The 17,052-nt window shown below is 69.7% G+C and carries 20 protein-coding genes and 1 pseudogene; 15 read left to right on the top strand and 6 right to left on the bottom strand.

Annotated features, from left to right (window positions below; translation table 11 throughout):
* Window positions 1-296: 296 nt before the first annotated feature.
* The 7 genes from infA to truA all read left to right on the top strand — a co-directional run bounded on the left by infA (window position 297) and on the right by truA (window position 4,843).
* Entirely contained in the window at window positions 297-518 is a 222-nt protein-coding gene (gene infA / locus ACFWR9_RS36485) for a translation initiation factor IF-1 (protein ID WP_003948620.1), read from the top strand.
* A 200-nt stretch (window positions 519-718) separates the two neighbouring features.
* Window positions 719-832 carry a 50S ribosomal protein L36 gene (gene rpmJ / locus ACFWR9_RS36480; RefSeq protein WP_003974245.1) on the top strand — a complete coding sequence of 38 codons (114 nt, stop codon included), beginning with the start codon at window positions 719-721 and terminating at the stop codon, window positions 830-832.
* A 205-nt stretch (window positions 833-1,037) separates the two neighbouring features.
* Entirely contained in the window at window positions 1,038-1,418 is a 381-nt protein-coding gene (rpsM, locus tag ACFWR9_RS36475; protein WP_383850168.1) for a 30S ribosomal protein S13, read from the top strand.
* A 67-nt stretch (window positions 1,419-1,485) separates the two neighbouring features.
* Window positions 1,486-1,890 (top strand): 30S ribosomal protein S11, encoded by a 405-nt coding sequence (gene rpsK, locus ACFWR9_RS36470; RefSeq protein WP_007443997.1) that lies wholly within the window; start codon window positions 1,486-1,488, stop codon window positions 1,888-1,890.
* Window positions 1,891-2,137: 247 nt separating this feature from the next.
* The gene (locus ACFWR9_RS36465; RefSeq protein ID WP_003966937.1) at window positions 2,138-3,160 is read left to right on the top strand and encodes a DNA-directed RNA polymerase subunit alpha; all 1,023 of its coding nucleotides are present in this window, start codon (window positions 2,138-2,140) and stop codon (window positions 3,158-3,160) included.
* Between the two features lie 162 nt (window positions 3,161-3,322).
* Window positions 3,323-3,823: a 50S ribosomal protein L17 gene (rplQ, locus tag ACFWR9_RS36460; protein WP_383850164.1), complete on the top strand. Its 501-nt coding sequence runs from the start codon at window positions 3,323-3,325 to the stop codon at window positions 3,821-3,823.
* A gap of 165 nt (window positions 3,824-3,988) precedes the next feature.
* The gene (gene truA / locus ACFWR9_RS36455; RefSeq protein ID WP_383850161.1) at window positions 3,989-4,843 is read left to right on the top strand and encodes a tRNA pseudouridine(38-40) synthase TruA; all 855 of its coding nucleotides are present in this window, start codon (window positions 3,989-3,991) and stop codon (window positions 4,841-4,843) included.
* Here the strand turns inward: truA and ACFWR9_RS36450 are convergent, their stop codons facing one another.
* Window positions 4,844-5,737: a hypothetical protein gene (locus ACFWR9_RS36450; protein ID WP_383850158.1), complete on the bottom strand. Its 894-nt coding sequence runs from the start codon at window positions 5,735-5,737 to the stop codon at window positions 4,844-4,846.
* A 74-nt stretch (window positions 5,738-5,811) separates the two neighbouring features.
* Here ACFWR9_RS36450 and ACFWR9_RS36445 point away from each other — a divergent pair, with 74 nt between their 5' ends.
* From ACFWR9_RS36445 to glmM, 4 genes are all read left to right on the top strand, one after another.
* Window positions 5,812-7,017, top strand: coding sequence for a glycosyltransferase 87 family protein (locus ACFWR9_RS36445; protein WP_383850156.1), 1,206 nt, complete (start codon window positions 5,812-5,814; stop codon window positions 7,015-7,017).
* Window positions 7,018-7,223: 206 nt separating this feature from the next.
* Window positions 7,224-7,667 carry a 50S ribosomal protein L13 gene (gene rplM, locus ACFWR9_RS36440; protein ID WP_122615770.1) on the top strand — a complete coding sequence of 148 codons (444 nt, stop codon included), beginning with the start codon at window positions 7,224-7,226 and terminating at the stop codon, window positions 7,665-7,667.
* 42 nt (window positions 7,668-7,709) lie between these two features.
* Entirely contained in the window at window positions 7,710-8,246 is a 537-nt protein-coding gene (gene rpsI / locus ACFWR9_RS36435; protein ID WP_383850152.1) for a 30S ribosomal protein S9, read from the top strand.
* A gap of 157 nt (window positions 8,247-8,403) precedes the next feature.
* On the top strand, window positions 8,404-9,762 hold the full coding sequence (gene glmM, locus ACFWR9_RS36430) for a phosphoglucosamine mutase (protein ID WP_383850149.1): 1,359 nt from the start codon (window positions 8,404-8,406) through the stop codon (window positions 9,760-9,762).
* Between the two features lie 75 nt (window positions 9,763-9,837).
* Here glmM and ACFWR9_RS36425 read toward each other — a convergent pair whose 3' ends face one another.
* A complete protein-coding gene (locus tag ACFWR9_RS36425; RefSeq protein ID WP_383850227.1) occupies window positions 9,838-10,779 on the bottom strand; it encodes a DUF389 domain-containing protein in 942 nt (313 codons plus the stop codon).
* A 34-nt stretch (window positions 10,780-10,813) separates the two neighbouring features.
* Window positions 10,814-11,782, bottom strand: a complete 969-nt coding sequence (coaA, locus tag ACFWR9_RS36420) for a type I pantothenate kinase (RefSeq protein ID WP_383850224.1) — start codon at window positions 11,780-11,782, stop codon at window positions 10,814-10,816.
* 262 nt (window positions 11,783-12,044) lie between these two features.
* Between coaA and ACFWR9_RS36415 the strand changes: the two genes are divergently transcribed.
* Both ACFWR9_RS36415 and glmS read left to right on the top strand, forming a co-directional pair.
* A complete protein-coding gene (locus ACFWR9_RS36415; RefSeq protein ID WP_383850147.1) occupies window positions 12,045-12,836 on the top strand; it encodes a hypothetical protein in 792 nt (263 codons plus the stop codon).
* Between the two features lie 95 nt (window positions 12,837-12,931).
* Window positions 12,932-14,779, top strand: coding sequence for a glutamine--fructose-6-phosphate transaminase (isomerizing) (gene glmS, locus ACFWR9_RS36410; RefSeq protein ID WP_383850145.1), 1,848 nt, complete (start codon window positions 12,932-12,934; stop codon window positions 14,777-14,779).
* Here the strand turns inward: glmS and ACFWR9_RS36405 are convergent.
* Window positions 14,740-14,961 (bottom strand): DUF397 domain-containing protein, encoded by a 222-nt coding sequence (locus tag ACFWR9_RS36405; protein ID WP_383850143.1) that lies wholly within the window; start codon window positions 14,959-14,961, stop codon window positions 14,740-14,742. The two genes, glmS and ACFWR9_RS36405, sit on opposite strands and share 40 nt — an antisense overlap.
* Before the next feature lie 7 nt (window positions 14,962-14,968).
* A pseudogene (locus ACFWR9_RS36400) lies at window positions 14,969-15,121 on the bottom strand (Scr1 family TA system antitoxin-like transcriptional regulator); the annotation flags it as partial.
* Between the two features lie 23 nt (window positions 15,122-15,144).
* Here ACFWR9_RS36400 and ACFWR9_RS36395 point away from each other — a divergent pair.
* Both ACFWR9_RS36395 and ACFWR9_RS36390 read left to right on the top strand, forming a co-directional pair.
* Window positions 15,145-15,525, top strand: a complete 381-nt coding sequence (locus ACFWR9_RS36395) for a hypothetical protein (RefSeq protein WP_383850140.1) — start codon at window positions 15,145-15,147, stop codon at window positions 15,523-15,525.
* Between the two features lie 117 nt (window positions 15,526-15,642).
* Complete coding sequence (locus ACFWR9_RS36390; RefSeq protein WP_383850138.1) at window positions 15,643-15,933, top strand: hypothetical protein; 291 nt, start codon at window positions 15,643-15,645, stop codon at window positions 15,931-15,933.
* A 1-nt stretch (window position 15,934) separates the two neighbouring features.
* Here the strand turns inward: ACFWR9_RS36390 and ACFWR9_RS36385 are convergent, their stop codons facing one another.
* Complete coding sequence (locus tag ACFWR9_RS36385) at window positions 15,935-16,396, bottom strand: ASCH domain-containing protein (protein WP_383850222.1); 462 nt, start codon at window positions 16,394-16,396, stop codon at window positions 15,935-15,937.
* Between the last annotated feature and the right edge of the window lie 656 nt (window positions 16,397-17,052).

Raw genomic sequence — 17,052 nt, 5'->3', positions numbered from 1 at the left:
CTTGTGAGGCGCCCCTGGCGCCGAGCCCGCGAGGGGGGCGTGGAGGACGGGGTCGGGGGCATGGCAAAGCTGGCGGAGCTGGGCATCACGGCGGCGCCGGGCCCGCTGGCGTGAGGGGTCGGTGCCGAGGGTGGGGCTCTTGCATAACGATCTCGCATCCGGGGCAGACTTCCCCGTTTCGCCTTTCCGGGGCTGCTGACGTAGACTGACTCGTCGGCTCTCGTGCACTCGCATGTCTGCATGCGCTCGTACGGTGCGTAGGAGTCGATCAAGGTAGTCGATTCGAAGGGCGAAGCGTGGCCAAGAAGCAAGGTGCCATCGAGATCGAGGGCACTGTCGTTGAGTCTCTTCCGAACGCCATGTTCAAGGTCGAGCTCCAGAACGGCCACCAGGTCCTGGCACACATCAGCGGCAAGATGCGCATGCACTACATCCGCATCCTCCCTGACGACCGGGTCGTGGTGGAGTTGTCTCCGTACGACCTGACGCGTGGCCGGATCGTCTACCGGTATAAGTGAGCTTGGGCGGGTTGCGGACCCGCCCCGGCGGCCGGGAGGGTCGTCGTCGGACAGGCTCGCCCTGTCAAACTTCCCGGAGCGATCCAGGGGAGAGTCTTCCTGACCCGTCAGGAAGAGAACTCCAACGGTACAAGTAGATCTTTTTTCCCTGCCCCGGCTCCGTATGGCGCGGGGGCACTGAGCCCGGAGAACTTCACTCAATGAAGGTCAAGCCGAGCGTCAAGAAGATCTGCGACAAGTGCAGGGTGATCCGCCGTCACGGTCGGGTCATGGTCATCTGCGACAACCCGCGCCACAAGCAGCGCCAGGGCTGACGCACGACCGTCCCTCCGCGATTCGCAGGACTTCGCGCGACGCGAGCTGAACATGTTCATACGCAGGACCCGGACGCCCAGGCGTCCGACACCCCCGGTTCGGAGGCCGGGGACCCGAGCCGTACCAACTCTTCGAGACATCGAGAGGCCGGCGGCCGGGATCCGGTTCTGTGGAAGACCTCCGACAATCAACTGGAGCCATTGAATGGCACGCGTTTCCGGTGTTGACATCCCGCGCGAAAAGCGCGTCGAGATCGCCCTCACCTACGTGTTCGGCATTGGCCGGACCCTCTCGCAGCAGACGCTCGCCGCGACCGGCGTGGACGCGAACACCCGTGTTCGTGACCTCTCCGAGGAGCAGCTCGTCGCGATCCGCGAGTACGTCGACAACAACATCAAGACCGAGGGTGACCTTCGCCGCGAGGTCCAGGCCGACATCCGCCGCAAGGTCGAGATCGGTACCTACCAGGGTCTGCGTCACCGCCGTGGCCTGCCCGTCCGCGGTCAGCGCACCAGCACCAACGCCCGCACCCGCAAGGGCCCGCGTCGCGCCATCGCCGGCAAGAAGAAGCCGGGCAAGAAGTAGTCCGCAGCGGACTTCGCCGTCCAGCGGTCTTCGCTGTAGGACCGACCACCTCCCGTAGGAGAACGACATGCCCCCCAAGGGACGTCAGGGCGCGACCAAGAAGGTGCGCCGCAAGGAAAAGAAGAACGTCGCTCACGGCCACGCGCACATCAAGAGCACGTTCAACAACACGATCGTGTCCATCACGGACCCGACCGGCAACGTGATCTCCTGGGCCTCCGCCGGCCACGTCGGCTTCAAGGGCTCCCGGAAGTCCACGCCGTTCGCCGCGCAGATGGCCGCCGAGTCGGCTGCCCGCCGCGCCCAGGAGCACGGCATGCGCAAGGTCGACGTGTTCGTCAAGGGCCCGGGTTCCGGTCGTGAGACCGCCATCCGCTCCCTGCAGGCGACCGGCCTCGAGGTCGGCTCGATCCAGGACGTCACGCCCACCCCGCACAACGGCTGCCGTCCGCCGAAGCGCCGTCGCGTCTGAGGCACCGGTCGCGTCGGCTCGGCTTCCGGCTGGGGGCGTGGGGGTTATCCCCCACATGTCGCAGCACGGCTGCCGTCCGCCGAAGCGCCGTCGCGTCTGATCACGTTCCGCCGCGACACCGCTTCATCGCTTCACCCGCTTCACCAGGGTTTCCGGGCGGTACGGCTCCTTCGGGTCGTATCGCCCGTACCCTTGCAGTACTGGTCGGGCGTCAAATAGCGGGCGCCCCTGACTGAAGGATCACCACATGCTGATCGCTCAGCGTCCCTCGTTGACCGAAGAGGTCGTCGACGAGTTCCGCTCCCGGTTCGTCATCGAGCCGCTGGAGCCGGGCTTCGGCTACACCCTCGGCAACTCCCTGCGTCGTACGCTCCTCTCCTCGATCCCCGGTGCGGCTGTCACCAGCATCCGGATCGACGGTGTCCTGCACGAGTTCACCACCGTGCCGGGCGTCAAGGAGGACGTCACCGACCTGATCCTCAACATCAAGCAGCTGGTCGTCTCCTCGGAGCACGACGAGCCCGTCGTGATGTACCTGCGCAAGCAGGGTCCGGGTCTGGTCACCGCCGCCGACATCGCGCCCCCGGCCGGTGTCGAGGTGCACAACCCCGACCTCGTCCTCGCCACGCTCAACGGCAAGGGCAAGCTGGAGATGGAGCTGACCGTCGAGCGCGGTCGCGGCTACGTCTCCGCCGTGCAGAACAAGCAGGTGGGCCAGGAGATCGGCCGTATCCCGGTCGACTCGATCTACTCGCCGGTTCTCAAGGTCACGTACAAGGTCGAGGCCACGCGTGTCGAGCAGCGCACCGACTTCGACAAGCTGATCGTCGACGTCGAGACCAAGCAGGCCATGCGTCCGCGTGACGCCATGGCATCGGCCGGTAAGACCCTGGTCGAGCTGTTCGGTCTCGCCCGCGAGCTGAACATCGACGCCGAGGGCATCGACATGGGTCCGTCGCCGACGGACGCCGCGCTCGCCGCGGATCTGGCGCTGCCGATCGAGGAGCTGGAGCTCACCGTTCGGTCGTACAACTGCCTCAAGCGTGAGGGCATCCACTCCGTGGGTGAGCTCGTCGCCCGCTCGGAGGCCGACCTCCTGGACATCCGTAACTTCGGTGCGAAGTCCATTGACGAGGTCAAGGCGAAGCTGGCCGGCATGGGCCTCGCGCTCAAGGACAGCCCGCCCGGATTCGACCCGACCGCCGCCGCGGACGCGTTCGGTGCCGATGACGATGCTGACGCCGGTTTCGTGGAGACCGAGCAGTACTGAGTCGGCTGCCGGTCCGTCGTGGCTGGTCGCGCAGTGCCCCTTTGGGGCGCGGATCCTCCGGGGCGCTTGAAAAGGCGCCCCGGATCTCCGACGGGCGGCCGCCCGCTCGGATACTGACCTCGGTACCTGATACGGCCGGGGCAGACACCTAGGAGAGACACCATGCCGAAGCCCACCAAGGGTGCCCGTCTGGGCGGCAGCGCCGCGCACGAGAAGCTGCTCCTCGCGAACCTCGCGAAGTCGCTGTTCGAGCACGGTCGCATCACCACCACCGAGGCGAAGGCGCGCAGGCTGCGTCCGTACGCCGAGCGTCTGGTCACCAAGGCGAAGAAGGGCGACCTTCACAACCGCCGTCAGGTGCTCCAGGTGATCACGGACAAGAGCGTCGTCCACACGCTCTTCACCGAGATCGGCCCGCGCTACGAGAACCGTCCCGGTGGTTACACGCGCATCACCAAGATCGGTAACCGCCGTGGCGACAACGCGCCCATGGCTGTCATCGAGCTGGTCGAGGCGCTGACCGTGGCGCAGGAGGCGACCGGCGAGGCCGAGGCCGCGACCAAGCGTGCCGCCAAGGACGCGGAGGGCGCCGAGGCTGCTGAGGCGAAGGTCGACACGACCAAGGCCGACGAGGCTCCTGCCGAGGAGTCCAAGGACGCCTAAGCGTCTGCCAGGGGCTGTGTGATTGCGGCTGCGGCTTCGTCGTGGTTTGTCGCGCCCACGCGGCGGAGCCGCATATCGAGCACAGCCCCGCGCCCCTTTCGGCGTTGGCGGGCCCGTTCCTTTCCAGGGGCGGGCCCGCTTTCGTGTACCTGGGAGGATTCAGGAGTGAGTGACGAAGTTGAGGCCGGGTTCGTGCGCGTGCGGCTGGATCTTTCCTACGACGGGGCCGAGTTCTCCGGCTGGGCCAAGCAGGCCGGTGGGCGGCGGACCGTGCAGGGGGAGATCGAGGACGCGCTGCGGACCGTCACGCGGTCGCCCAAGACGTACGAGCTGACCGTGGCGGGCCGCACCGACGCCGGGGTGCACGCCCGGGGGCAGGTCGCCCATGTCGACCTGGAGCGCGAGGTGTGGGCCGAGCACCGCGTGAAGCTGCTCAAGCGGCTCGCGGGGCGGCTGCCGAGGGACGTGCGGGTCTGGGCTCTGCGCGAGGCGCCCGGCGGCTTCAACGCCCGGTTCTCCGGGGTCTGGCGGCGCTACGCCTACCGGGTCACCGACAACCCGGGCGGCGTCGACCCGCTGCTGCGCGGCCACGTCCTGTGGCACGACTGGCCGCTCGACGTGGACGCCATGAACGAGGCAGCCCGCGGACTGCTGGGCGAGCACGACTTCGCCGCCTACTGCAAGAAGCGGGAGGGGGCCACCACCATCCGGACGCTGCAGGAGCTGAGCCTGGTGCGCGGGGAGGACGGGATCGTCACCGCCACCGTGCGGGCCGACGCCTTCTGCCACAACATGGTGCGCTCCCTCATCGGGGCGCTGCTGTTCGTCGGCGACGGCCACCGGGCGTCCGACTGGCCGGCGAAGGTACTGGCAGCGGGTGTCCGGGACTCGGCCGTGCACGTCGTACGGCCGCACGGGCTGACGCTGGAGGAGGTCGGCTACCCGGCGGACGAGCTGCTCGCGGCCCGGAACAAGGAGGCCCGCAACAAGCGGTCCCTGCCCGGGGCCGGCTGCTGCTGATCAGCCCTCCGCCGCCGCCGACGCCTGGGCCTCGCCGCGCCCGCGGATCTGCCGGAAGGCGAACTCGGCGAGGTCGTCGCCGGCCCGGAACACCCCCGTGGACTTCTCCGTGACGTCCTTGCCGCTCGCGGAACCGGCGACGGTGAAGTAGGCGTAGCGGCCGTAGGAGTTGGTGGTGGAACGGCAGACCGCGCCGGTGCAGAAGGACTTGACGCCGCCGCCGGACAGCGAGCGCACGATGCTCTTCTTGTCGGCCTGCTTCTTGGCCTTGGCGGCCTGCGCCTCGGTGTCGAAGACGGCCACGCCGACGGTCACGGCGGTATCGCCCTCGGTGTACGTGACGCGGATCAGGCGGGTGCAGTCATTGTCGTTCAGGACCTTCGGCAGGGTGCCCTGGGCGGCGGAGCCGCAGGTGCGGGTGTCGGCCGTCGGGCCCTTCTTGTAGACCGTCTCGCCCATGGTCAGCTGCGTGCCGGGGAAGAGCAGGTCCGGGCTGAGCGGGGCCTTGTCCTTCTTGACGCTGGACACGAAGTCCTTCGGGTTCAGCGGCGGCGGGGCGCTGGTCGGTGCGAAGGAGGGGGCGGTGGCCGTCGCGCTCGGGATGTCGGCCGTCCCGGGGAGCTGCGAGGAGGGGCCGTCGGACGCCTGGCCGGAGCCGTTCGCCGAGACCACGGCCACGGCGACGGCACTGGCTATCGCCACGGTGGCCAGCGCGCCCCCGCCGATGAGGAACAGCCGGCGGCGCTTGGCACGGGCCTCGGAGGCCTCGGCGAGGGCCGCCCAGTCCGGCGTGTTGTCGCTCTCGCCACTGTTCCAGGGCTGCTGCTGTTGCTGCTGCGACTGCGGTTTCCAGGGATCCCACTGTGACTGAGGTCCCCCCTGCCCAAAGCTCATGGGGCGCATCTTAGACGGGCCGAGCGGCGTGCTGGTGCGCGTCCCTGGGGCCCGCAGCGCCTAGCGTTCCGTTCATGCGGACGGGCAAAAGCGACATCTCCGGGTGGTTGGTGCGACCGGCGGGAGGGCACCTGTGGGCGGTTCTCGTGACCGTGCTGGCGGCCTGCGCGGCACACGCGGCACGTGTGACCTCGGACGGCGGGATGGACAACGCGATCGTCGTGCGGGCCGCCCGCACCTGGCTGGCCGGCGGCTCCCCGTATGACGATCCGCACTTCCTCTATTTTCCGAGCGCGGTCCTCGCCGCCGTCCCGCAGGTGCTGCTGCCCGGGGCCGTGCTGCGGGTGCTGGTCCCGTGCGCGGTGACGGCCCTGCTGGCGCTGGCCTGGGCCTGTGCGCTGCTGCTGCACCGCGTGCCGCTCGGCAGTCGGCTCGCGGTCCTCGGGCTGACCGGGCTCGCGGCGGGCTTCGCGCCGTTCGGGCACCTGGTGCGGCTCGGCAACTGGACGGTGACGGCGGCCGTGGCGCTCCCGCTGTCCCTGCTGCTGGCGAGCCGGGGCCGGTGGACGGCGGCGGGAGCGGTCGTCGGCGCGGCGATCGCGCTCAAGCCGCTGCTCGCGCCCCTCGTCCTCCTCTTCCTGTTCGCCGGGCGGTGGCGGGCGCTGGCGGCGGCCGTCCTGGTGCCCGCGCTGGCCTCCGGCGCGGCGGCGCTGGCGATGCCCGACCCGGCCGGCTTCTTCACCCGCACCCTGCCTTTCCTGCTGCACGGCGACGACGGCTTCGTGCGGCTCTACGAGGCCTCCCCGGCGGCCGTCCTGCCCCGGCTGGGGGTGCCGCAGGGGCTCGCGCAGGGGCTCGCGGTGGCGGCGGCCTGCGCCGGGGTGCTCTGCGCGTACCGGCGCTGGCGCCGTGCCGACCCGGGTCCGCTGCGGCTGGCGGAGACCGGCGCCGGACTGATGCTCTCGGCGTTCCTCGTCTCCCGGCCCTCCTACGACCACTACCTCCTGGTCGTCCTGCCGCTGCTGCTCGCCGGGCTGCCGTACGGCGGATCGGTGGCTCGCGGGGTGTGGTTCTGGATCTCCCTGGTGCCCCAGGTACCGGGGCTGACCTGGCCGTGGCTGGAGTCGGAGCGCCGCCGGGCCTTCCGGGACGCGTTCACGCTGTGCGTGCTGGCGGTGACGGTGGCCCGGCAGGGCCGGTCCGGTGCGCCGGACGCCGGCGGCCGGGTACCGTCCGGGCGGGCGCCCGAGCCCGCGCGGGCCTCGGCGACCCCGTTTTGACCCGGCCGTGGCCGCCCGGGTATTCTGCACAGTCGTATGTGTATTGGCTTGCTCATTCTCACGTGAGGGGCCCTTACACCGGTCCACCGGGACCGATGACCAGCGACCAGCACGCGGTATGCGTCACCGCGGTGCGGTCAGGGCTGTCGTGATCGTCTTCGGTGACCAGTCAGGACCACTCACTGAAGAAGCGAAGGCTACGAACCGTGCGTACGTACAGCCCCAAGCCCGGCGATGTGACGCGTCAGTGGCACGTCATCGACGCTCAGGACGTCGTCCTGGGTCGTCTGGCCACCACTGCGGCCTCCATCCTGCGCGGCAAGCACAAGCCGATCTACGCGCCCCACGTCGACACCGGTGACTTCGTCATCATCATCAACGCCGACAAGGTGCACCTCTCCGGCAACAAGCGGACCCAGAAGATGGCGTACCGCCACTCCGGCTACCCGGGCGGTCTGCGCTCGGTGCGCTACGACGAGCTGCTGGACAAGAACCCGGAGAAGGCGGTCGAGAAGGCCGTCAAGGGCATGCTCCCGAAGAACTCCCTGGGCCGTCAGATGCTCTCGAAGCTGAAGGTCTACAAGGGTGACCAGCACCCGCACGGCGCGCAGCAGCCGCAGCCGTTCGAGATCACCCAGGTCGCGCAGTAGTTCCGGCCACCCTTTAAGACTGAAGAGAATCTGAGGAGCATCGTGGCCGAGACCACTCCCGAGACCACTCCCGAGACCACTCCCGAGCAGCCGCTCGAAGAGCTCGACATCGACAGCTACACCACCGAGTCCGAGGTGCCCGTCGAGGGCGAGTACACCTCGGAGTCCATGGCCTCCGCGTTCGGCGAGCCGCAGCCGGCCGCCGGCCTGGGCCGTCGCAAGAACGCCATCGCCCGCGTCCGGATCGTCCCGGGCACCGGCAAGTGGAAGGTCAACGGGCGCACGCTCGAGGACTACTTCCCGAACAAGGTGCACCAGCAGGAAGTCAACGAGCCCTTCAAGGTGCTCGAGCTCGACAACCGCTACGACGTCATCGCCCGCATCTCGGGTGGCGGCGTCTCCGGTCAGGCCGGTGCGCTCCGTCTCGGTGTCGCCCGCGCCCTGAACGAGGCCGACGTCGACAACAACCGCGGCGCGCTCAAGAAGGCCGGTTACCTCAAGCGTGACGACCGTGCGGTCGAGCGCAAGAAGGCCGGTCTGAAGAAGGCCCGCAAGGCTCCGCAGTACAGCAAGCGCTAAGCCTCGCTGCCTGTACTCCGAACGCCCCGGCGGCACGCCACTGTGCTGCCGGGGCGTTCGTTTATCCCCAACGTTGGGCGTATAACGGCACAAGACGTTCAAGCGTTCAGAAGCTCAAAGGCTTGTGTTCGGAATTGACGTTTCCTCAGGAGGACAAGTGGGACGACTCTTCGGCACGGACGGCGTGCGCGGCGTCGCCAACGCGGATCTGACGGCCGAGCTGGCGCTCGGGCTCTCCGTGGCCGCGGCGCACGTACTGGCCGAGGCGGGCACCTTCGCCGGACACCGGGCGACCGCGGTGGTCGGCCGGGATCCGCGCGCCTCCGGCGAGTTTCTGGAAGCAGCCGTCGTCGCGGGCCTGGCCAGCGCCGGCGTGGACGTGCTGCGGGTCGGCGTGCTGCCGACGCCCGCGGTGGCCCACCTCACCGGCGCGCTCGGCGCCGACCTCGGCGTGATGCTGTCCGCCAGCCACAACGCCATGCCCGACAACGGCATCAAGTTCTTCGCCCGCGGCGGCCACAAGCTGGCCGACGAGCTGGAGGACCGGATCGAGTCCGTCTACGCGGAGCACCGCACCGGCGCCCCCTGGGACCGCCCGACCGGCGCCGGCGTGGGCCGGGTGCGGGACTACGACGAAGGGCTCGACCAGTACGTCGCGCACCTCGTCGGCGTCCTCCCGAACCGGCTCGACGGTCTGAAGATCGTCCTCGACGAGGCGCACGGCGCGGCCTCCCGGGTCTCGCCGGAGGCGTTCGCGCGGGCCGGTGCCGAGCTGGTCACCATCGGCGCGGTGCCCGACGGCCTCAACATCAACGACGGCTGCGGCTCCACCCACCTCGACCTGCTCAAGGCCGCCGTCGTGGAGCACGGCGCGCACCTCGGCATCGCCCACGACGGCGACGCCGACCGCTGCCTGGCCGTGGACCACACCGGCGCGGAGGTGGACGGCGACCAGATCCTCGCCGTGCTCGCGCTGGCCATGCGGGAGCGGGAGGCGCTGCGCTCGGACACGGTCGTCGCGACGGTCATGTCCAACCTGGGCTTCAAGCTCGCCATGGAGCGCGAGGGCATCCGGTTCGTGCGGACCGGCGTCGGCGACCGGTACGTCCTGGAGGAGATGAAGGAGCACGGCTACGCCCTCGGCGGCGAGCAGTCCGGGCACGTCATCATCCTCGACCACGCCACCACCGGTGACGGCACGCTGACCGGGCTGATGCTGGCGGCGCGGGTCGCGCAGACGGGGCGTACGCTGCGGGATCTCGCGGGGGTGATGGAGCGGTTGCCGCAGGTGCTGATCAATGTGCCGGATGTGGACAAGTCCCGGGTGACGACCTCTGCGGAGTTGGCTACGGCGGTTTCCGAGGCCGAGCGGGAGCTGGGTAGCACCGGGCGGGTGCTGTTGCGGTCCTCGGGGACCGAGCCGTTGGTGCGGGTCATGGTCGAGGCGGCGGATATCGAGCAGGCTCGGTCTGTTGCCGGGCGGCTGGCCGATTCTGTTAAGTCCGCGCTGGGGTAGTTCGGCGGGCTGCGGCGCCGTCGTGGCTTGTCGCGCCCACGCGGCGGAGCCGCATATCAGCAGAGCCCCGCGCCCCTAGGTGGGTTTTGTGATCCGGCGTCGTTGGGTTGCCCATAGGGCCTTTTGGGCCAGCAACGTCAGGGTGCCCGCCACGACGATGCCGAACAGGTTCAGTAGGAGTTGTTCGCTGGAGCCCACCGTCTGGTCGGTGTCGCCGAAGCTCAGGGCCACGGCCGCGTTCGCGGCGGCGGGGACCGTGGTGACGGAGATGGCGACGCCTACCAGGGCACCGGACTTCGCCGAGGTCAGCGACAGGGTGCCCGCGATTCCGGCGAGGACCGCCACCACGAAGGAGAACCAGTCGGGGGCGTAGATGAACCCGGTGTTGGGCCGCTCCGCCTCCAGCTGGGCCTCGCTGAACAGGCCGAACCCGGCCATGATCCAGCTGAAGCCCACCGTCACCGCCATCGCCACCGCGAAGCCCACCAGCAGGGCGATCAGTGAGCGCAGGGCCAGCCGCGGGGCCCGCTGGACGATCGCGGTGCAGACGCCGGCGAGGGGGCCGAACTCCGGGCCGACCGCCATCGCGCCCACGATCAGGATCGCGTTGTCCAGCACCACGCCGCAGGCCGCGATCATCGTGGCCAGCGTGATGAAGGCGATGTAGGTGATGGAGAGGGTCGACTCCTCGTGCGTCGCCTCCTCCAACTGCTCCCACAGCACCGCGTCGGCGGGCTCGCCCGGAGCGTCCTTCTCCGCCTTGTCGGCGCGCTTGGAGAGGGCCAGGTCGATGTTCTCCGCGGTGATGGCGCCGTGCGTGTCGATGCCCAACGCCCGCAGGCCGCCGATGAGTTCGTCGCCGGCCTCGCGGGCCACGTCGCACATGACGACGTCCCCCTCGGGCTCGCGGGCGACGCCGGGCAGGACGACCAGATGGGTGGTGCCGACCGTACGGTCGATCAGGCGGACCACCTCGTCGGTCCGGTCGGCCGGTGTGATCAGGCGCAGATGCAGCAGCATCCGGTATTTCTACCGTCGACGGCGCCCCGCGTCACAGCTTGCGCAGGCTGAGGCGCTGCACCTTGTGGTCGGGGCCCTTGCGCAGGACGAGGGTGGCCCGGCCCCGGGTGGGGGCCACGTTCTCCACCAGGTTGGGCTTGTTGATGGTGCGCCAGGTGGTGCGGGCGTAGTCGAGGGCCTCCTCCTCCGACACCTGGGTGTACTTGCGGAAGTACGAGGACGGGTTCTGGAAGGCGGTCTCGCGCAGCTTCCGGAAGCGGCTGAGGTACCAGCGCTCGATGTCCTCGGTGCGGGCGTCGACGTACACGCTGAAGTCGAAGTAGTCGGCGAGTCCGACCCTGGTGCGGCCGTCCTTGCCGGGCAGCGCGGGCTGGAGCACGTTGAGGCCCTCGACGATCAGGATGTCGGGGCGGCGGACGACGAGCTTCTGGTCCGGGACGATGTCGTAGATGAGGTGCGAGTAGACGGGTGCCGTGACCTCGGCCTTGCCCGCCTTGATGTCGGCGACGAAGCGGGTCAGGGCCCGGCGGTCGTAGGACTCGGGGAAGCCCTTCCGGGACATCAGGCCGCGGTCCTCCAGCTCCTGCGTCGGCAGCAGGAAGCCGTCGGTCGTGACCAGTTCCACGCGCGGGTGCTCGGGCCAGCGGGACAGCAGCGCCTGGAGCAGGCGGGCGACGGTGGACTTGCCGACCGCGACCGAACCGGCGACCCCTATGACGAACGGGGTGCCGGACTGGGAGCCCCGGGCGCCGAGGAAGGTGTTCAGGGCGCCGCGCAGGCCGTCGGTGGCGCCGACGTAGAGGTTGAGGAGCCGGGACAGCGGGAGGTAGATGTCCCGCACCTCGTCGAGGTCGATGACATCGCCGAGGCCGCGCAGCTTCTCCACCTCCTCGGCGGTCAGCGGCAGCGGCGTCTTGTCGCGCAGCGCGCTCCACTCGGGGCGGGTGAGGTCGACGTAGGGAGTCGCCTCCGGCCGCTGCCGGTGGGCGCTCCGGGGCATCGAGGAGACCGGAGAGATCACAGTCCATTGTTAACGGAGTTTGAACCGGGCGGCAGGTGGCCTGTGTCACGCTCGCCCGGGGCCGGCACGGGGGAGATCACGTGGGCGTCACGGTCGGATACCGGGTGGCACATCCTTGATCACCTGTGAGTTCGCTGCGTCTAGAGTTCTCGCACGTTTGTGCGGATGTTTGTACGGATGTTTGTGCGGACGCTTGTGTGGACCTTCAAGAACCTCCGCCATCTGGAAGAAAGAGCCCGCCGTGAGACTGACCGTCATCCGCCGTGCCGCGCTCGCGGCCTCCGCCGCTGCCCTGGCCCTGCTCGGCACCGCCTGCGGGTCCTCCGACGACGGCGGTGGCGACGGCGACGCCGGCAAGGCGGCCGGTGACGGCAAGGACGGCGGCACGAGCGCTGCCGCGGCCCCGGCGCTCACCGCGGCCGAGCTGGAGAAGGCGGCCCTCGCGCAGGCGGACGTCAAGAACGGCAAGGTCACCGAGGTGTCGGCGGCGGACGACGTGGCCAAGGACAAGGTGAAGGGCGACAAGGCGGAGTGCGAGCCGCTCGCCTTCGCCGAGACCGGCGTCCCCCTGGGCGAACCGGCGGTGACCGTCAAGCGGAGCTGGACCGAGGGCGCGAAGAAGCCGTCCGGCGACGCGGGCACCGAGGAGGCCATCGGCGCCGCGTTCGACCTGGACAAGGCGCTGGTGACGCTGGCGACCTACGACGACGGCGGTGCCGAGGCGGTGCTGAAGGACGTGAAGGAGGCGGCCGGCACCTGCGCCGGCGGCTTCACCTTCACCGCGATGGGCGAGCCGGCCAAGATCGCCAAGGTGGCGCAGGGGGAGGCGACCGGCGGGGCGGACGAGGCCGTCGCGATGACGATGACGATGGTCGGCGAGGACGGCGACGAGTTCCCGGTCAAGGTGTCCGTCACCCGCAAGGGCTCCACCGTCGCCACCTTCACCGTCCTCAATCTGGCCGCCGCGGGGACCGGCGAGGACTTCCCGTTCCCCACGGAGATCAGCGACGCGCAGCTCGCCAAACTGGGCTGAGTCCGGCCGCCGGGCGTTCGTACCCCGGTGGGAATTTCCGATTTCGGGCACGACAAGGCCGGTTCGGGACCGGATCTGATCGTAGGCTGCCGGTCATGTGCGGAATCGTGGGATACGTGGGGTCGCAGTCGGCGCTCGATGTCGTCATGGCCGGACTGAAGCGGCTCGAGTACCGGGGATACGACTCGGCGGGCGTCGCCGTGCTCGCCGACGGCGGCCTCGCCACCGCCAAGCGGGCCGGCAAGCTCGTCAACCTCGACAAGGAACTGTCCGAACACCCGCTGCCGTCCGCCGCGACCGGCATCGGCCACACCCGCTGGGCCACCCACGGCGGCCCCACCGACGCCAACGCCCACCCGCACCTCGACAACGCGGGCCGGGTGGCCGTGGTGCACAACGGCATCATCGAGAACTTCGCGTCGCTGCGGGCCGAGCTGGCCGAGCGCGGCCACGAACTGCCCTCCGAGACCGACACCGAGGTCGTCGCCCACCTGCTCGCCGAGGAGTTCTCCGGCTGCGCCGACCTCGCCGAGGCGATGCGGCTGGTGTGCCGGCGGCTGGAGGGCGCGTTCACCCTGGTCGCGGTGCACGCGGACGCGCCGGACGTGGTCGTCGGCGCCCGCCGCAACTCGCCGCTCGTGGTGGGCGTGGGGGAGGGCGAGTGCTTCCTCGCCTCGGACGTGGCGGCCTTCATCGCCCACACCCGGGACGCCGTCGAGCTGGGCCAGGACCAGGTCGTCGAACTGCGCCGGGACGGCGTCACGGTCACGGGCTTCGACGGCAGCCCGGCCGACGTCCGCTCGTACCACGTCGACTGGGACGCCTCGGCCGCCGAGAAGGCCGGCTACGACTACTTCATGCTCAAGGAGATCGCCGAGCAGCCCAAGGCCGTCGCCGACACCCTGCTGGGCCGCATCGACGGCTCCGGCACGCTGAGCCTGGACGAGGTGCGCATCCCGCCGGGGGTGCTGCGCGAGGTCGACAAGGTCGTCATCGTCGCGTGCGGTACGGCCTTCCACGCCGGACTGATCGCCAAGTACGCCATCGAGCACTGGACGCGGGTCCCCTGCGAGGTGGAGCTGGCCAGCGAGTTCCGCTACCGCGACCCGATCCTCGACCAGCAGACGCTGGTCGTCGCGATCTCCCAGTCCGGCGAGACCATGGACACCCTCATGGCCCTGCGCCACGCCCGCGAGCAGGGCGCCAAGGTGCTGGCCATCTGTAACACCAACGGCTCCACCATCCCGCGCGAGTCCGACGCGGTGCTCTACACGCACGCGGGACCCGAGGTCGCCGTCGCCTCCACCAAGGCGTTCCTCACCCAGCTGGTGGCCTGCTACCTGGTCGCCCTCTACCTCGGGCAGGTGCGGGGCACCAAGTACGGCGACGAGATCCGCGACGTCGTCCGCGACCTCTCGCGGATCTCCGGCGCGGTCGAGCGGGTCCTGGAGACCATGGAGCCCGTGCGCGAACTGGCGCGCTCCCTCGCCCACAAGAACACGGTGCTGTTCCTGGGCCGGCACGTCGGCCACCCGGTCGCCCTCGAAGGCGCCCTGAAGCTCAAGGAGTTGGCGTACATGCACGCCGAGGGCTTCGCGGCGGGCGAGCTGAAGCACGGGCCGATCGCGCTGATCGAGGAGGACCTGCCGGTCGTCGTGGTCGTGCCGTCCCCGCGCGGGCGCTCCGTCCTGCACGACAAGATCGTGTCCAACATCCAGGAGATCAGGGCCCGGGGCGCCCGCACCATCGTGATCGCCGAGGAGGGCGACGAGGCGGTCGTCCCGTACGCCGACCACCTGGTCCGCATCCCGGCCACGCCGACCCTGCTCCAGCCGCTGGTGGCGACGGTGCCGTTGCAGGTCTTCGCGTGCGAGCTGGCGACGGCCCGGGGCAACGAGGTGGATCAGCCGCGGAACCTGGCGAAGTCGGTGACGGTGGAGTGAGCGGGTTTCAGGGCGTCGAGGAAGGTGGTGAAGGTTCCGGCCGGGAAGGTGAGGGTTGCCCTGGCCGGGGTCTTGGAGTCGCGGACGGCGACGAGGGTGGGGGAGTGGGCTGTCTCCACGCAGGAATTGCCGTCACCGGGACCTGAATAGGACGACTTCCGCCAGTTGCTGGGAGTGTCCATGTGTACCTCACCGCTCCTTCGTCAGCCTGTGGATGAAGTCGCGCGACTGGTCCGGGTCGAGCGACGCACCCTCCACCTTACGGAAGAGCGTCCGAAATGCGCTGAGTTGGTCCTCGCCATCGATGAAGGCCGTGCCGTGCGGTGCGTCGCGCGCGACGGTGTGCCAGTCTCTAGATTGCGCACATGGTCACCTCCACCCACGAGACCTCGCATCGGATCTTCCAGGATCGCCCGGAGGTTCTCGCCCCGATCTTCGAGGCGTTGGGGCTGCCGCCGCCCGCCAAGGCGGACATCGAGCCCCTGACTCCCGACGCCACGGAGCTGAAGCCGCTGGAGCGTCGTGTGGACACGGTGCTGCGGGTCGAGCCGTCGGAGGGAGAGCCCTTCCTCCTCGCCGTCGAGGCCCAGACCCGTAAGGCGCCGGACAAGGGTGTCAACTGGGCGTACTACGTGGCCTACTTGCGGGCGAAGTTCAACCTGCCGGTGCTGCTCGTAGCCGTATGCCGCAGCAGAACCACGGCGAGCTGGGCCGCAGGCCCCTTCGAGTGCAAGGTCGGGCCCTGATTGATGGCCCACGGAATGCGGTCGTTCGACGTAGCCACGGCCAAGTACTGGTCGGAAATGCTGGAAGTGGGCTTGGAGAACACTCCGGCCCGAGACACGTGGAGGGAGCTGGAGAAGGTGGTCATTTCTTACTTCCCGGGCCGTGGAACGGTCTTCGAGGAGGCGTACTACGACGGGGAGGCCAAGGGCAAGGCTGCGGGCATCGCGGCCGGTATGGCCAAGGCGGTGTTGCGGATTCTCGAGAATCGCGGCATCGCTGCCTCCGACGACGTACGCACCCGCGTCAGTGACTGCACGGACCTGGCCCGCCTCGACGACTGGCTCGGCCGGGCCGTAACGGTCGACCAGGCGGAGGAACTGTTCACTGGGATGCCGGACGAGCCGCAGGAGGAGCCCGACTCGGCGTGAGTCAGTGGTCTGATCGCTGAAGCACGGTCACAACCTGGAAGCGTTCCAGGACCGCAGGCGTCGCGTCGTCCACCATGAAGTCCGGGTCGTCCAGCGCCGCTCGCATCTCTTCGCCGTGCCAGAACCGCTCGTGGCCTGCACGCCACTCGGCCACGCTGGTGTACCCCTCGCCCTCGTCGACCGCGTGGGCGAGGTCCACCTGACCGACGGGGACCACGCGTACGTCGGTCACCTCTATGACGGCGACCGGACGGTCCCGGGAGTCGACGACCACCTCGCGGCTGCCGACCTCCGGCAGCGGCTCGCCCTCGTGCTCGTAGTCGGCGACGAGCCCGGTCGTGGAGGTCTTCGAACCGTCGAGGATCGCCGCGACGAGTTGGTCGCGCAGGGGGCCGGGGAAGGCGAATTCCACCGTGGGGAGCGAGGCGGGGTCCGAGAGCGGGGGCTCGGGGCTGGACGGCATGCGATCACCGTATCGCCCCGGCGTGCCACAACACGCCCCGCTCGTCCCGTCCCGCCCGAGCAACGGCCGGCAGGTGAGGGTGAGGAGCAGTCCGGCGACCAGTGAGCCGCTCAGCCCGGAGGCGAGGTCTGCGACGGTGTCGTTGTAGGTCACTCGCATCGACCGGGGCAGCAGTTGCTCGACGACCCACTCGTAGATCTCCCAGAGGGCGGCCGCGGCGAGCCCCGTCAGGGCGACCCACGCGGCGAGCACCCACGAGGGCGCAGCGGCCGCGCCCCGACGAAGCCCGGTCCCGCCCGCCCGGAGCAACGCGGCCAGCAGGACGACCGAACCGCTGCCGGTCAGGGCGAAGTGGACCACCGTGTCCAGGTGGGGGACGGCTCGGTACCAGTTCACCGCGTCACACCACAGCGCCACCGCGACGGCCACCGCGAAGACGGCCTGGAACGGCGGAACGGCGAGGCGGAGGGCGGCGATCACGGCCAGCAGGAGGAGCCCGAGAGCGAAGCGCAGGGTCTTCAACTGTTGGAGCTTTCGCTTAAACAGGCCGAGCAACGCTACTTATCAGATGTGTGGTTGATCCGCAGAATTTCGGGCCAGGTTTCCTCCCATTGAATGCGTTTCCTACTGATTCTGGTGGGCTGGTGGTGCGGGGT

It is taken from the genome of Streptomyces sp. NPDC058534 (genome assembly GCF_042717365.1).
Lineage (GTDB): Bacteria > Actinomycetota > Actinomycetes > Streptomycetales > Streptomycetaceae > Streptomyces.
This window is presented reverse-complemented; position numbering and strand designations above follow the sequence as displayed.